This window comes from Cobetia sp. 2AS (assembly GCF_029846355.1).
GTDB classification, from domain to species: Bacteria; Pseudomonadota; Gammaproteobacteria; order Pseudomonadales; family Halomonadaceae; genus Cobetia; species Cobetia amphilecti.
Map to the genome: position 1 here is coordinate 189,062 of NZ_JARWKQ010000005.1, position 14,360 is coordinate 203,421.

Sequence of the window (14,360 nt, forward strand, 5' to 3'; positions counted from 1 at the left end):
GTGCGGTAAGATGGGGGCATTCTCGAGCCACTATAGAGAGCCGCTTCTGGAGGGTCAACGCGCCGCGCGGCGCGGCTGCCTTGTGCTGCAGCACATCCTTCAGATGCCATTCTCCCGCTACAGAACCACTTCTCACTGACTCAATGGGGCCGCATCATGGCGATCATCAACGATACCTTCGACTTCTCGCTCATCGCAGACCACTTCCTGGCTCACGGCAGCCTCAACAATCCCTCCTTCCTCGATGGTCAGCTGGTGGCCGCACTGGCGCTGGATGACATCAGTGCCGAGGATTGGCTGGCGCGCGTCTGCGCCTCGCTGGGGGTCGAGCAACCGGCCACCCGTGAAGCCGGTGAAGTCTTCCTCACCTGGCGCACGCGCAATCAGGAGCGCCTGGCCGCCAGCGAGATGAGCTTCGAGCCGCTGCTGCCGGATGACATGTTCTCGCTGGCCGAACGTGGTCAGAGCCTGCGCGAATGGACGCTGGGCTTCCAGGAAGAGCTGGCCGGTGCCGATGACGATGTCCGCAGTGGCTGGAGTCAGGTGCTCAAGGATGCGCTGAGCGATGTCGAAGCCATCTCGAGTGGCCTCGCCAACGCCGAAGACCTCGACGACGACAACGCCGAGGACGAGGCCGATCTGTTCGCGCTGGCTGATCATGTGCGCATGGCGGCCTTGCTGCTGTATACCGAGCAGCACCCGGGCAACCCGAACGTCGAGAAGCCCAGCGATGACCAGCTGCCGGAAGGCGGTCTCGAGGGCAGCCTCGGCGTCAGCTCACGTACCGATACCCACTGAATCGATGGTCACCCACCGCTTGCGCCGCGTCTGATGCAAGGCTGGTACAAGAGGGCGGGTGACCCCATCTACAGCATCACGCCTGTTTGTCACTCGAACGCGCCATGCCCGGCGGGTTCTCGACGGAGATTGCCATGACTGCCCCAGCCATCCTGCCCGCACCTGCTGCCCTGACGGCAGAGGATTTTCGTGCACGCCGCCAGCGCCTGATCGCGCAGCTGCCGCAGGGGGCTGCCGCATTGGTGGTCTCGTCGGGCCTGGCCCAGCGCAACCGCGACAGTGAATACAGCTTCCGTCAGAACAGCGACTTCCACTATCTGACCGGTTGGCCGGAACCCGAGGCCGCCTTGCTGTTGCTGCCCGGGCGCGCCGAAGGGGAGAGCGTGCTGTTCTGTCAGGAGAAGGACCCGCTGGCCGAAGCCTGGACCGGCATCCGCATCGGTGCCGAGGGTGCCGTCGCCACGGCAGGCTTCGAGCAGGCCTTCACCAATGAGGCCCGTGATGAGGTGATGGCCAGCCTGCTGGATGGCCGCGAGCGTCTCTATGTGCTGTTCGAGGATGATGAAGCTCTGGCGCTGGCTCAAGCGCTGCGCGATGAGCTGGCCGCCGCGGTGCGTCGCGGAGCACGGCCGCCGGCCGCCTTCGAGGATCTCGCGCCGCTGCTGCATGAGCAGCGCCTGATCAAGGATGAGCGTGAGCTGGCACTGATGCGTCACGCCGCCGAGATTTCCGCGCGCGCGCATGTGCGTGCGATGCAGATCAGCCGTCCCGGCCTGCACGAGTATCATCTGCAGGCCGAGATCGAGCATGAATTCCAGTGGCAGGGGGCGCCGGCTCCGGCCTACACCAGTATCGTCGGGTCGGGTGTGAATGCCTGTGTGCTGCACTACATCGAGAATCGCGCGCCGCTGGAGGATGGTCAGCTGGTGTTGATCGATGCTGGCGCCGAGTACGCCCTGTATGCCGGCGACATCACGCGTACCTTCCCGGTCAATGGCCGCTTCAGTGAGCCGCAGCGCCGTCTGTACGAGATCGTGCTCAAGGCCCAGGAGCGCGCGGTGGCCGCCGTGGCGCCGGGTGCAACGTTGGTGGGTATTCACCAACAGGTGGTGCATGACCTGACCACGGGGCTGGTCGAGCTGGGCCTGTTGCAGGGTGAGGTCGAGGAATTGATCAGCAGCGATGCCTACCGTCGCTTCTATCTGCATTCCACCTCGCACTGGCTGGGGCTGGATGTGCACGATGTTGGCAGCTATCGCGAAGCGGGTGAGCCGCGTCCGCTGGTGCCGGGCATGGTGCTGACCATCGAGCCGGGCCTCTACATTCCGCAGGACGGCGACATTCCTGCCGAATATCGCGGGATCGGCATTCGCATCGAGGACGACGTCGCAGTGACTGCCGAGGGCCACGAGGTGTTGAGTCATGGCGTGCCCAAGTCCGTCGAGGCCATCGAGGCGCTGATGCGCGCGGAGGCCTGACGCCATGAGCGAGCCTGAAGCCATGAGCGGGCGTGATGCCGAACACTTCGACATCGTGATCATCGGCGGCGGCCTGGTGGGCGCCAGCCTGGCCTGTTCGCTGGCGCCGCTGATGGAACGTGTGGCCGACGAGAAGGGCCGTGAGGCCGCAGCGTTGCGTGTCGCCGTGATCGAGGCCAATGAGCTGCCCGCGGCGTCAGCAGATGCCCGGCGCTTCCAGCCCAGTTTCGATGCACGTGCCAGCGCCATCGCGGCGGGCTCACGCCAGCGGTTCACCGCCTTCGGGGTCTGGGAGGCGATGTGCGAGCACGCCACGCCGATTCGCACCATCCATGTCAGTGAGCGCGGCCACCTGGGCGCGACACGCATGCGGGCCTCAGAACTCGAGGTAGCCGCGCTCGGCCACGTGATTCCCAATGCCTGGATGGGCCAGGTGCTGCATCGCCAGCTGGCTGAGCTGCCGCTGGCCTGGTATTGCCCAGCGCGCGTGGCAGAAATCGCTGTCACGGCGCAAGGCCATCGCCTCACGCTCGAGGATGGTCGCCTGATCGAGGCTGAGCTGACCGTGCTGGCGGATGGCGGTCGCTCCGGGCTCAAGGAGCGCCTCGGTATCCACAGTGCGGCGCAGGACTATGAGCAGCACGCCTTGATCGCCACGGTGGAGATGAGCCAGCCTCACCAGGGAGTCGCCTACGAGCGCTTCACCAGCGAAGGCCCGATGGCCCTGCTGCCGCTGGCCGGCAAGCGCATGGAGCTGGTCTGGACGCGCTCCCCCGCTGACACGGAAAGCCTGATGACGCTGCCCGACAGCGACTTCCTGCAGGCACTGCAGCGCGCCTTCGGTGAACGCGCCGGACGCTTTCGCCGCGTCGGGCAACGCCACGCCTATCCGCTGTCGTTGGTGCGTGCCAGCGAAGGCACGCGCCCCGGCCTTGCGGTGCTCGGCAATGCCGCTCACGCCCTGCACCCGGTGGCAGGGCAGGGCTTCAATCTGGCGCTGCGCGGCGTGACCGACCTGGTCGCGGCCATCGAGGCGGGCCTGACGCGTGGCGAGTCGCCGGGGGCCACCAGCGTGCTGAGTGACTTCGAGGAGCGACGCGGCGCGGATCGCGACAATGTGGTGCTGTTCAGCGATGGCCTGATCCGCCTGTTCGGGGTCGAGAGTCGCTGGCTGGGGCATGCACGGGCAGCGGGCCTGATCGGGCTCAATCTGGTCTCGCCGCTCAAGCGCCTGTTGGCCAGACGCTCGATGGGCATTGAGCGCTGAAGTTGGTGGGCGCTCGCTGACTTGGCTCATTGGCAGAGCCTCGCAGGCAGGGCGTCACTGACAGGGCCTCACTGACAGCGCCTTGGTGTCGAGCCACGCGACGGGGCTTCGAAATCAGGGCACGAGATTGGTCTTCGAGATCAGGCTACGAGACTGAACTACGAGACAGAAAGACGAGACAGGGAGCAGGCATGAAGGACGGTCGATCAGCAGGTAGCGCACATGACGCCGATGTCGCCATCGTCGGTGCCGGTATCGTCGGTGCCACCCTGGCACTGCTGCTGGGGCAGGCGGGACTGCGGGTCATGCTGGTCGAGGGGCGTGAGTCCGCGACCCGCTGGCAACCTGATAGCGCTCCCGAGCCACGGGTGAGTGCATTGACGCCAGTCTCTCAGCAGCTGTTGAGCGGTCTGGGCGTGTGGCCGACGATCGCCGCCAGTCGCCTGATGCCCTATACCGGCATGCAGGTGTGGGACGCGGAGGGCAATGGCGAGATCCAGTTCAGTGCCGAGGACAGCGGTGTGCCGGTACTGGGGCATATCGTCGAGAACCGGGTCACGCTCGCCGCGCTGGAGCAGGCCATCGATGCCTGCCCGGCAATCACGCGCTGCTTCGGGGCGCGTGTGGCAGGCATGGCACTGCCACGCTCAGGTGCTACATCGGTAGTGAATGCTTACCAACTCGATGAGGCAGAAGCGACCAGCCTGACGCTGACCGATGGCCGGACAGTCACCGCGGCGCTGGTGGTCGCGGCGGATGGTGCGCGCTCACGGCTGCGCGAGCTGGCCGGGATCGCCACGCGGGAACACGACACCGGCCAGGTCGCGCTGGTGGCCACGGTGCGCACCGAACTCGCGCATCAGGCCGTCGCGCGTCAGCGCTTCCTGCCGACCGGGCCGCTGGCCTTCCTGCCGCTGGCCGTCAATGACGCCCTGGCTCAGCCGGCCGAGGGAGCCTCGGCCGCAGAGCGGCATTGCTCCATCGTGTGGTCGACCACGCCGGAGGAGGCCGAGCGGCTGCTGGCACTGTCACCGGCGGCATTCTGTAGTGAGCTGGAAGACGCCTTTGAAGGTCAGCTCGGCGCCATCGAATGGGCGAGTGAGCGCTTCAGTTTCCCGCTGCATCAGCGCCACGCCGAAGACTATGTGCTGCCGGGGCTGGCGCTGGTGGGGGATGCTGCGCATGCCATTCACCCGCTGGCAGGGCAGGGCGTCAATCTGGGTTTGATGGACGTGGCGGTGTTGGCAGACGAGCTGCTGGCAGGACATCGCCGCGGGGTGGCGCTTGGCGACGAGCGCTGGCTGGCGCGCTATCGCCGCCGGCGTCGCAGCGACAATGCCATGATGCTCAAGATGATGGATGGCTTCCGGCTGTTGTTCGGCAGTCGTCAGCCGGGCGTGCGTCTGCTGCGCAACTTCGGGCTTGGTTTCGTCGACGGCCAGGGCGAGTTGAAGCGTATCCTGATGCGTCAGGCGATGGGGCAGCGGGGTGAGTTGCCCGCCAGCTGCAAGCCGTAACAAGATTGAAGGTGATGTAGTGTCTGTGCTGTCGGGTATGTGAGCGCCAACTATCATTGCTTGGGCGCAGGATTGGCCGATCGCTGTCACACCTGTCGCTATATGCCTCTATGCAAGTGCGCATGTCATGCCCCCCCTGCAACGACAAGGCCCCGCCAGATGGCGGGGCCTTGTCGTTGTGGCCTGATGATCGGCAGGTCATGGCGTGATGCTTACTCGTCGCTTGTGGGCACGGTGGCCTTGAGCGCCGCACTGCGCCCCAGCACGTTCATGCCCTTGAGCAGATTGAGCGCCTCACCCAGCTGATAGTCGCTTTCCGCCACCACCGGGCTGTCGGGCGCCTTGCTGCTGGCGGACTCGCTGGCGGCGTTGGCATTGTCGAGGCGCCCGTCGAGGTCTGCCTCGCGCACGCTGAAGTCACGTCGCGTGTCGCGCTCGAGGCGGCCTCGCACGACCTCGACATCCGGGCGAATGCCCTCGGCCTGGATCGAACGTCCGCTGGGCGTGAAGTAGAGCGCGGTGGTCAGCTTGAGCCCATCGCCATTGCCCAGCGGCATCACTGTCTGGACCGAGCCCTTGCCGAAGCTGTCGGTGCCCATGATGATGGCGCGGTGTTGATCCTGCAGCGCGCCGGACACGATTTCCGCGGCCGAGGCCGTGCCGCCATTGATCAGCACCACCAGCGGGGTGTCGCCCGCCGGGGTATCGGGCTTGGCCGAGAAGGACAGCTCGCTGTCGGGCAGGCGGCCTTCGGTGTAGACGATGCGGCCGCTGGACAGGAACAGGTCACTGATCTCGACGGCGGCCGAGAGAAGCCCGCCGGGGTTGTTGCGCAGATCCAGCACCAGCCCCTTGAGCGGCTCGCCATCGTTGTCTTCCCGCAGTCTGGCCAGTGCCGTGTGGGCCTCGTCACCGGTCGCGCTCTGGAACTGGCTGATGCGCAGATAGCCATAGCCCGGGTCCAGCAGGCGCTGACTGACGCTGCTGCTCTTGATGATGGCGCGTTCCAGCACCACTTCGCGCGGCATGTCGGCGCCCTCGGACAGAATCAGCAGCCGAATGCGAGAGCCGGCCTCACCGCGCATCAACTTGACCGATTCCGACATCGACAGGCCGTCCAGCGGCGTATTGTCGATCTTGAGGATGACGTCTCGCGGCTGCAGGCCCGCGCGCGCCGCCGGGGTGTCGTCGATGGGGGCGATGACGGTCAGCTGGCCATCGTCGCCGGTGCCGACCTCGATACCGATGCCGCCAAACTCGCCATCGGTATTCTCGCGCAGGTCCTGCCAGTCTTCCTGATCCAGATAGGCGGAGTGCGGGTCCAGCCCTTCGAGCATGCCGCGCATGGCATTCTTGAGCAGCGTGCGGTCATCGACCTGATCGACGTAGGTGCGCTTGATGCGCTCGAAGACCTCGGCGAAGGTGCGCAGCTCATCCAGCGGCAGGTCCGTGCCCTGGCGGGCATCCTGAGCGCTGTCGGATGGCGAGGCGACATCTTCTGCACTGGCCGGCAGTCCGCCACCCAGCAGGGCAAGGCTCAGCGGCACGCTGACCGCCAGCTGACGCAGGCGGCGCGGGGCAGGACGGAACGGCGACATTGCAGACATGCGATTTCCTTCTCGACGGATACTGACTCGACTGGTACCGAAATGCGCTGAGCGCCGGGGCCGGATGTCGAGGCATGGCAGGGGGAACACCGCCCAGCATGCTCGCAGTCACAGGCTACTGCGAGCATATCCCGCGCGAGTGCCTGGCGACTAGCCCGCTGGCTAGCGGTGGCATTCAGCGCTGGCTGACTATCAGACGATGCGCGAGGTGCCGCTGCCAGGCACTTCAGCGGCGCGAGAGCCAGCGACTCGGGTCTGTCGGCTGACCGCTGCGGCGCACTTCGAAATAGAGCGCCGGGCCATCACGCCCGCCGCTGCTGCCGACACTACCCAGCTGCTGGCCGCGTGACAGGCTGTCGCCCGGGCCCACGCTGAAGCTTGCCAGGTGGGCGTAGAGCGTCAGCACGTTGTCACCGTGATCGAGTATCAGCAGGTTGCCATAGCCGCGCATCCAGTCCGCGAAGACCACGCGACCGGCATGCGGCGCCGTGACGGCGGTGCCCTGCGTCGCGCGAATCAGCACGCCATCACGGTTGACGCCCTCGCCACGTCCATAGGCGGAGATCACCTTGCCCGGTGCCGGCCAATCCATCTTGCCCATCGCACGCGTGATGCGGGTCTTGGGTGGCGGCGCGCTCTTGATCGACTTGAGGCGCTTCTCGAGGGTCTGGATCAGCTGATTGGCATGCGCGCGGTCCTGGTCCAGTTCGGCGATCTTCGCCTCATGGCTGGCATAGCGCGCATCCAGCTTGCGCAGCAGGGCGGCGCGTTCATTCTGTTGCGCGATCAGCTGACTGGCCTGCCGCTTGAGTCCTGCCTGCACGTCATCCAGGCGTGTCTGGCGGGCCAGCAGTTGTGCGCGGGTGTCGGCCAGTGACTGGTTCAGCTCGGCCAGGCGCTCCAGCGCCGCACGCCGTGATTCGCTCAGATGGTTCAGATAGACCTGCAGGCGCTCAAGACGTGCGGGATCATCCTGGTTGAGCAGCAATTTCAGCTCAGGCTGACGACCGAGTCGATAGAGGGCGGCCATCTCTTCGGCGACCGCCGCCTTCTGGGCCGTCTGCTGCTGACTGAGGGCTTCACGCTTGCGCGTCAGTGCCACCAGCTGCTGCTTGATGTCATCGCGCTCATCCTCGAGCTTGCCGGTCTGCTGGCGCGTGGCATTGAGCTGACGCTCGATCTTCTCCAGCCCGTTGCGCGTGTCACTGCGCCGTGCTGCCGTGGCCTTGAGCTCGCCCTGCATCGCCTGGATCTCGCGCTTGAGGCGTTTGAGGTCTTCCTGGGAGGCCTGCTTCTTCTGGGTCAGGGTGGCGGTGTCGTCAGCGGCCTGCGCGGTGGTCGCCACCACGGGGCCGAGTGCCAGCGGGGCGAGACTCAGCAGCCAGGCAGACAGCACAACGCCGGAGACTCGGCTCCGGCGCTTGAAGATTCGGGGGCGATCGCCCTGCCCGAGCGGCTTGCTCGGGCAGGGCGAGAGGCACGACGCACCGAAGGGTGCGCCATGCAGCCTGCTATCAGGCCTCGGCATAATCGACCAGCACCTTGCCATCCATCTCTTCCGGCACCGACTGGCCCATCATGGTCAGCAGGGTCGGGGCGAGATCGCACAGACGCCCGTCGGCGGCCAGCTTGGCATCGCGCTGCGTCACGTAGATCAGCGGCACCTCGAAGGTGGTGTGCGCGGTCTGCGGATTGCCGGTTTCCGGGTGCACCATCTGCTCGGCGTTGCCGTGATCGGCGGTGATCAGGCATTCGCCTCCGACCTTCTCCAGCGCCTCGACCACGCGTGCCACGCACTTATCGAGGAACTCGACGGCCTGGACGGCGGCGTCGAACTTGCCGGTGTGGCCGACCATGTCACCGTTGGCGTAGTTGCAGACGATGAGGTCGTAGCCGCCGGACTCGATGGCTTCCACCAGCTTGTCGGTGACTTCCCCGGCGCTCATTTCCGGCTTCTCGTCGTAGGTCTTCACGTCCTGCGGGGACGGCACGAGGATGCGCGTCTCGCCGGGATATTCCTCTTCGCGGCCACCGGAGAAGAAGAAGGTGACGTGCGCGTACTTCTCGGTCTCGGCGATGCGCAGCTGGGTCAGGCCACGGTCGGACACGACCTCGCCCAGGGTGTTGTGCAGCTCGGACGGCGGGAAGGCTGCCGGCGCCGGGATGTCAGCGGCGTACTGGGTCATCATCACCAGGCCGTCGTGGGCCAGCTTGGGCGGCGTGCGCTCGAAGCCTGCGAAGTCCGGCTCGACGAAGGCGCGGGTCAGCTCGCGGGCACGGTCGGCGCGGAAGTTCATGAAGATGGCCGCATCGCCTTCCTGCATGGCGACGGAATCGCCGATGCGGGTGGCGGTGACGAATTCATCGGTCTCGTCGCGCTCGTAGGCGGCAGCCAGACCGGCGACGCCGGTGGCGGCTTCATGCTCGGCTTCGCCGTTGGCGATCAGGCGGTAGGCCTGCTCGACGCGGTCCCAGCGGTTGTCACGGTCCAGTGCGAAGTAGCGACCGACCAGCGTGGCGACACGGCCGTCTTCCAGGCCCAGGCCCGCGAGGTGCTCATCGGCACGCGCGATGGAGGCCTCGGCGCTCTTGGGCGCGGTGTCGCGGCCATCGGTGATGGCGTGGATATAGATGCGCTTGGCGCCCCGCTCGGCGGCCAGGTCAGCCATGGCCAGGGTGTGGTCTTCGTGGGAGTGGACACCACCCGGAGACAGCAGGCCGATCAGGTGCACGGCACGCCCGGCCTTGACGGCGGCATCGATGGGCGCGGTCAGGATGTCATTGTCCTTGAGGGCATTCTCACGCACCGCCTTGGTGATGCGCGTGAAGTCCTGATAGACGATGCGACCGGCACCGAGGTTCATGTGGCCGACTTCGGAGTTGCCCATCTGGCCGTCCGGCAGGCCGACGAAGCCACCATCGGTGTGAATCAGTTCGCTGGGATATTCACGACGCAGGCGGTCCATCACCGGCGTGTCGGCGGCGAGGATGGCGTTGTCCTTCTCCTCTTCGCTGTGACCGTAGCCGTCCAGGATGATTAGGGCGACGGGACGCGGACCTTGTGCTTGAGCTGCCATGACTTCCTCGCTGTGATGACGAATGATCTGGGGTGAGCAGGGGCCGGGATGACAGGATGATGTGCGACGGGCGACGCATCATGCAGCTGTCATGTCCTGCGGCCATGCTGTGGCGCATCCGTGGGGCAGAGCCCTCGGCGGAAACGACATGTAGTGATAAAACTACCTGCTCGTTCTGCCCTCTATTAGAGGGGTGGTAAGGTGCCGAGTGCAAGTGCCGCAAGTGTATCGCCGGGATTGGGTTGCGCTATCGGTGGATCGCCCCGGCCCGGCTGAGCTGACAGCAGCCGGCGCATCGCCCGGCTACGCCTTTTTGATGCCATGCAGCGGCATTCATGCTTGGGCCTGTCATGTATAATGCTGGCTCCGTTACCTCAGGTAGCGGTCTATTTCCTTTGCCGCGTACGCGTCGGCATGCACGTCACAGCGGAGTTAGCCCGTCTCATGATCGAACAGCTGCTTCAGTTCGCGCAGAATCATCCCTTGCTGGTCGGCGCCTTCGTCGCCCTGCTGGTCGCCCTCATTGTCATGGAAACCATGCGTGGCAACCACGGCGTCAGCGTCAGCGAGGCCACGCGACTGGTCAATCGCGAAGAGGGTGTCTTCATCGACATCCGCGACAGCAAGGAATTCAAGGCCGGTCATATCGCCGGTGCCGTCAACGTTCCCAGCAGTCAGCTGACCAGCGAGACCACTCCGCTGGCCAAGTACAAGGAACGCCCGGTGATCATCGTCTGCAAGCACGGCCAGACGGCGGGACCGCTGGTGGCGCGCCTCGAGAAGGATGGCTTCAAGCAGGCCGTCAAGCTCAAGGGCGGCATGGGCCAGTGGGAAGCCGACAGCCTGCCGGTCGTGACTCGCTGAGTCGCAGACTCGCACGTCGCGTGTCTGCCAGCTGTCATTGCCCCGCTGGCTGGGCAAGTTTGCGGGTCTGCTGGAGGCCGGCTCGCAACCAAGAATAAATCTCCGAACCCTCAAGGATATGTCTCATGGCTGAAGAACAGAACGCACAGGCTGCAGCAGGCGCAGAACAGGCTCAGGATCAGCTCCAGTTTGCCCTGCAGCGCATCTACGTGAAGGACGTGTCCTTCGAAGCCCCGAATTCTCCGGCGGTCTTCTCCCAGCCGTTCCAGCCGAAGGTCGCGCTGGAGCTGGATACCGAGCACCAGCAGGTCGGTGAGGAGCTGTTCGAAGTCTCCATCAAGGTCACCGCTCAGGTCACCAATGGCGAAGACAAGACCACTGCCTTCCTGGCGGAAGTCGAGCAGGCTGGCCTGTTCCGTATCGCTGGCCTGTCTGCCGAGCAGCTGGACCACACCCTGGGCGCCTTCTGCCCGAACGTGCTGTTCCCGTATGCGCGTGAAGCCATCGACAACCTGGTCAACCGTGGCAGCTTCCCTCCGCTGATGCTGGCTCCGGTCAACTTCGAGGCCATGTACGCGCAGCGCAAGCAGCGTGAAGCCCAGGGCGCCGCCGAGGCGACCGCTCACTGATCAGTGAGCCGGCCTTGATTGGCCACATGACAGGTACGACCAGCGACGGGCCCCAGTGGCCCGTCGCTGCGTTTTTGGGCGACAATGGCCGCCGCCTTGCCTGCGATGCTGCATCGACTCATCGCGGCCTACTTTCACTGCTTCTTAGTCCGCGAGACCCCGTCCATGGCCATCCGTCTGCACTGCCCCGATCTTGATCTCAATGTCAGCGCTGGGGCGTCCTTCGCGCTCCCCGAGGGGCCTGCACGCCACCTCGGGCTGGTGCTGCGCGCCAAGGTCGGCAGTGAGGCGCAGCTGTTCAATGGCCGTGGGCAGGAGGTGCGCGTGTTGCTGGAGGAGGTGACCCGCAAGGGCGTCAGCGTGCAGGTGATCGAGGCGGTGCCCAATGACCGCGAGGCGCCGCTGGCGGTGCATCTGGGACAGGCGATCTCCAAGGGCGATCGCATGGATTACGCCATCCAGAAGGCCTGTGAGATGGGCGTGGCTGCCATCACGCCACTCTATACCGCGCGGGGCGACGTCAAGCTCAAGGGCGAGCGCGCCGACAAGAAGCTGGCGCACTGGCAGGGCGTGGCGGCCAGCGCCTGCGAGCAATGCGGAAGAAGCGTCGTGCCGGTCGTGCACGCCCCGGTGGCGATGACGCAGTGGCTGGCCGAGCGTGATGAGCCGCTGCGCCTGATTCTGCAGCCGGGCGGTGCCGAGGCGCTGAACGTGGCCGAGGCCGAGGGCGGCGTGACCCGCGCCAGCCTGCTGATCGGCCCGGAAGGCGGCTTCACGCAGGAAGAGGTGGCAGAAGCGGCCGCCGCCGGTTGTGAGGTGCTCGGCCTGGGGCCGCGTATCCTGCGCACCGAGACGGCGCCGGTGGTGGCGCTGACCTTGCTGCAGCAGCGATTTGGTGACCTGCCGCGCTGATCCCCCATCATCTGGCACCTGGGCGGAATTGTTGATCTGCCGGCAACACAGCGTGAGCCGGCAAGGGCGTTTCGCCAGTGGTGAGCAGCACGGCGCTGCTGCATACTTGTCCCATCGCTCCCGCGCCATGGTGTCATGTCGCGACGGGAGTCTCCGTTATCCCCGCTGCCGGCCGCGTTCCGGGCTGGCAGTGTCGTCACAAGGTTGCCTCAATGACTGCTCGCAAGCTCAAGATCGGCGTGGTGATGGACCCGATGTCCAGCGTCGCCTACAAGAAGGACACCACTCTGGCCATGTTGTGGGCCGCCAGCCAGCGTGGCTGGTCGCTGCATTATCTCGAGCAGGAAGACCTCTATCTCGAGAATGGTCGCGCCATGGGCCGGATGCGTGATCTGGAGGTCTACCACGACCCGGACAACTTCTATCAGCTGGGCGAGGTCGTCGCGACTCCGCTGGCCGAGCTTGACGTGATCCTGATGCGCAAGGATCCGCCCGTCGACGAACACTTCCTGAATGCCGTTCACCTGCTGGGCTTTGCCGAGCGGGAAGGTGTGCTGGTGGTCAATCCGACGGCCGCGCTGCAGACCTGCAACGAGAAGCTCTTCGCACAGCAGTTCCCGCAGTGCATCCCGCCGACCACCGTGTCGGCCAACGACAAGGTGCTGCGCGCCTTCCACGCCGAGCATGGCAACGTGATCTTCAAGCCGCTGGATGGCATGGGTGGCAGTGGCATCTTCCACGTCGCCGAAGATGGCCGCAATCTCGGCTCGGTGATCGAGCAGCTGACGCTGCGGGGCACCCGGCAGATCATGGCCCAGCGTTATGTGCCGGAAATCAGTGCCGGCGATACGCGCATTCTGCTGGTGGATGGCGAACCGGTGCCGTTCGGCCTGGCGCGTATTCCCAGCGCCGGCGAGACGCGCGGCAATCTGGCGGCTGGCGGACGTGGCGAATCGCGTGAGCTGACCGACCGCGATTACTGGCTGATCGAGCAGGTCAAGCCGGTGGTGAAATCATTGGGTCTGATGTTCGTCGGCCTGGACGTGATCGGCGACTACATCACCGAGATCAACGTCACCAGCCCGACCTGCGTACGTGAGATCGATACCCAGCGCGGCACTGATATCGCCGGTCTGTTGATGGATGCCATCGAAGCGCGTCTGGCGGCGCAGCCGTCCGTCTGATCAACATCGCGGTGAGGTCGGCACTAGTTGGCTGACCCGCGATGGATTCGCAGTAAACGGCAGGGAAGCCGAAGCTGCCAATGAGGTTCCGTGGACAGGGAGTGGGGTATGGCAGCACCCGTCGAATGGTGGGCAGGCAATCATAGCGTCACCGACCCGATCACCTATGTTCCGGTGACGCGGGTGCATCGCCGTGTGGTGGCATGGGGCGCGGCACTGGCCGTCCATGCCGTCATCGGCTGGTGGTTGCTGGGCAGCGGCCTGCTGACGCCGCCCGAGGTGCCGCCGATGCCCAAGCCGGTGATGCTCGATGTGACGCTGGTCAGCCAGGCCAGCGCCACTGCCGTCGACTCGCAGGTGGTGGCCGAGCAGGACCAGCAGGCCAGTGGCAGCGGGCGCGAGGCGGCGGTGCAGGCCGGGCCAGTCAATCAGGCGCCACCGCAGCCGGGCGAGCAGAGTGCATCCGAGGCCAGCGAGCCGGCCGTGGCAGAAGCCCAGGCCCCGGCCACGCAGGCGCTGGTACTGCCCGAGCGCATCCCCGAGGTCATCGCGACCCAGCAGGCGTCGTCACAGCAGGTGACGCGTTCCGAACTGCTGCCGGATACGCCGGACAACGAACAGCAGGCCAGCGAGCAGGACGTCCAGCGAATCCAGGCCTCCGGCCAGTCGCGTGAGGTGGTGGGTGACACCGCCTCACGCAAGGCGGCGCGTGCCTCGGCCCGCGCGCGCTATATCAATGACTGGACCGGCACGGTGCAAGCATTCGGCAATCAGCACTATCCGGCGCCTGCTCATCTGAGCGGCGAGCTGCGGATTCGCGCCGTCGTGCTGCCCAGCGGTCAGCTTGAGTTCGCGGAAGTGTTACAATCCTCGGGACATGCTGAACTCGACCAGGCGGCTCTGGATACGGTCTACGGCGCGGCTCCTTATGCGCCCTTTGATGAAAGTCTCAAGGGGATGAGCCAGCTGACCATCACCCGCATCTGGCGATTCGGCCCCGGCAACGATTCTGGCGCGCCCTGACGCC

12 protein-coding genes are annotated in these 14,360 nt (G+C 65.8%); 9 read left to right on the forward strand and 3 right to left on the reverse strand.

The window, feature by feature from the left end; translation table 11 throughout:
* Window positions 1-156: 156 nt before the first annotated feature.
* From QD356_RS14115 to QD356_RS14130, 4 genes are all read left to right on the forward strand, one after another.
* Window positions 157-798: a UPF0149 family protein gene (locus QD356_RS14115; protein WP_192839038.1), complete on the forward strand. Its 642-nt coding sequence runs from the start codon at window positions 157-159 to the stop codon at window positions 796-798.
* 134 nt (window positions 799-932) lie between these two features.
* A complete protein-coding gene (pepP, locus tag QD356_RS14120; protein WP_192839039.1) occupies window positions 933-2,276 on the forward strand; it encodes a Xaa-Pro aminopeptidase in 1,344 nt (447 codons plus the stop codon).
* A 4-nt stretch (window positions 2,277-2,280) separates the two neighbouring features.
* Window positions 2,281-3,543 carry a 2-octaprenyl-6-methoxyphenyl hydroxylase gene (gene ubiH, locus QD356_RS14125; protein WP_192839040.1) on the forward strand — a complete coding sequence of 421 codons (1,263 nt, stop codon included), beginning with the start codon at window positions 2,281-2,283 and terminating at the stop codon, window positions 3,541-3,543.
* A 191-nt stretch (window positions 3,544-3,734) separates the two neighbouring features.
* Window positions 3,735-5,060, forward strand: coding sequence for a UbiH/UbiF/VisC/COQ6 family ubiquinone biosynthesis hydroxylase (locus QD356_RS14130; RefSeq protein ID WP_153635012.1), 1,326 nt, complete (start codon window positions 3,735-3,737; stop codon window positions 5,058-5,060).
* Between the two features lie 212 nt (window positions 5,061-5,272).
* Here the strand turns inward: QD356_RS14130 and QD356_RS14135 are convergent, their stop codons facing one another.
* From QD356_RS14135 to gpmI, 3 genes are all read right to left on the reverse strand, one after another.
* A complete protein-coding gene (locus QD356_RS14135; protein ID WP_279878146.1) occupies window positions 5,273-6,667 on the reverse strand; it encodes a S41 family peptidase in 1,395 nt (464 codons plus the stop codon).
* Between the two features lie 226 nt (window positions 6,668-6,893).
* Complete coding sequence (locus QD356_RS14140; RefSeq protein WP_043331626.1) at window positions 6,894-8,063, reverse strand: peptidoglycan DD-metalloendopeptidase family protein; 1,170 nt, start codon at window positions 8,061-8,063, stop codon at window positions 6,894-6,896.
* A 118-nt stretch (window positions 8,064-8,181) separates the two neighbouring features.
* Window positions 8,182-9,744, reverse strand: a complete 1,563-nt coding sequence (gene gpmI, locus QD356_RS14145) for a 2,3-bisphosphoglycerate-independent phosphoglycerate mutase (protein ID WP_043331623.1) — start codon at window positions 9,742-9,744, stop codon at window positions 8,182-8,184.
* 444 nt (window positions 9,745-10,188) lie between these two features.
* On the opposite strand from gpmI, the gene QD356_RS14150 reads away from it, so the two are divergent.
* From QD356_RS14150 to QD356_RS14170, 5 genes are all read left to right on the forward strand, one after another.
* Window positions 10,189-10,608: a rhodanese-like domain-containing protein gene (locus QD356_RS14150; RefSeq protein ID WP_043331622.1), complete on the forward strand. Its 420-nt coding sequence runs from the start codon at window positions 10,189-10,191 to the stop codon at window positions 10,606-10,608.
* Between the two features lie 125 nt (window positions 10,609-10,733).
* Window positions 10,734-11,237 (forward strand): protein-export chaperone SecB, encoded by a 504-nt coding sequence (gene secB / locus QD356_RS14155; RefSeq protein WP_043331620.1) that lies wholly within the window; start codon window positions 10,734-10,736, stop codon window positions 11,235-11,237.
* A gap of 165 nt (window positions 11,238-11,402) precedes the next feature.
* Window positions 11,403-12,149, forward strand: a complete 747-nt coding sequence (locus tag QD356_RS14160) for a 16S rRNA (uracil(1498)-N(3))-methyltransferase (RefSeq protein WP_192839041.1) — start codon at window positions 11,403-11,405, stop codon at window positions 12,147-12,149.
* A gap of 212 nt (window positions 12,150-12,361) precedes the next feature.
* Window positions 12,362-13,333, forward strand: coding sequence for a glutathione synthase (gene gshB, locus QD356_RS14165; protein ID WP_192839042.1), 972 nt, complete (start codon window positions 12,362-12,364; stop codon window positions 13,331-13,333).
* Window positions 13,334-13,441: 108 nt separating this feature from the next.
* Window positions 13,442-14,356 carry a TonB family protein gene (locus tag QD356_RS14170; RefSeq protein ID WP_192839043.1) on the forward strand — a complete coding sequence of 305 codons (915 nt, stop codon included), beginning with the start codon at window positions 13,442-13,444 and terminating at the stop codon, window positions 14,354-14,356.
* The last annotated feature ends 4 nt before the right edge of the window (window positions 14,357-14,360 follow it).

Bases quoted from the DNA above. Each gene is read 5' to 3' on its own strand.
- QD356_RS14115 (WP_192839038.1), top strand. From the start codon at position 157: ATGGCGATCATCAACGATACCTTCGACTTCTCGCTCATCGCAGACCAC.
- pepP (WP_192839039.1), top strand. From the start codon at position 933: ATGACTGCCCCAGCCATCCTGCCCGCACCTGCTGCCCTGACGGCAGAG.
- ubiH (WP_192839040.1), top strand. From the start codon at position 2,281: ATGAGCGAGCCTGAAGCCATGAGCGGGCGTGATGCCGAACACTTCGAC.
- QD356_RS14130 (WP_153635012.1), top strand. From the start codon at position 3,735: ATGAAGGACGGTCGATCAGCAGGTAGCGCACATGACGCCGATGTCGCC.
- QD356_RS14135 (WP_279878146.1), bottom strand. From the start codon at position 6,667: ATGTCTGCAATGTCGCCGTTCCGTCCTGCCCCGCGCCGCCTGCGTCAG.
- gpmI (WP_043331623.1), bottom strand. From the start codon at position 9,744: ATGGCAGCTCAAGCACAAGGTCCGCGTCCCGTCGCCCTAATCATCCTG.
- QD356_RS14150 (WP_043331622.1), top strand. From the start codon at position 10,189: ATGATCGAACAGCTGCTTCAGTTCGCGCAGAATCATCCCTTGCTGGTC.
- secB (WP_043331620.1), top strand. From the start codon at position 10,734: ATGGCTGAAGAACAGAACGCACAGGCTGCAGCAGGCGCAGAACAGGCT.
- QD356_RS14160 (WP_192839041.1), top strand. From the start codon at position 11,403: ATGGCCATCCGTCTGCACTGCCCCGATCTTGATCTCAATGTCAGCGCT.
- gshB (WP_192839042.1), top strand. From the start codon at position 12,362: ATGACTGCTCGCAAGCTCAAGATCGGCGTGGTGATGGACCCGATGTCC.
- QD356_RS14170 (WP_192839043.1), top strand. From the start codon at position 13,442: ATGGCAGCACCCGTCGAATGGTGGGCAGGCAATCATAGCGTCACCGAC.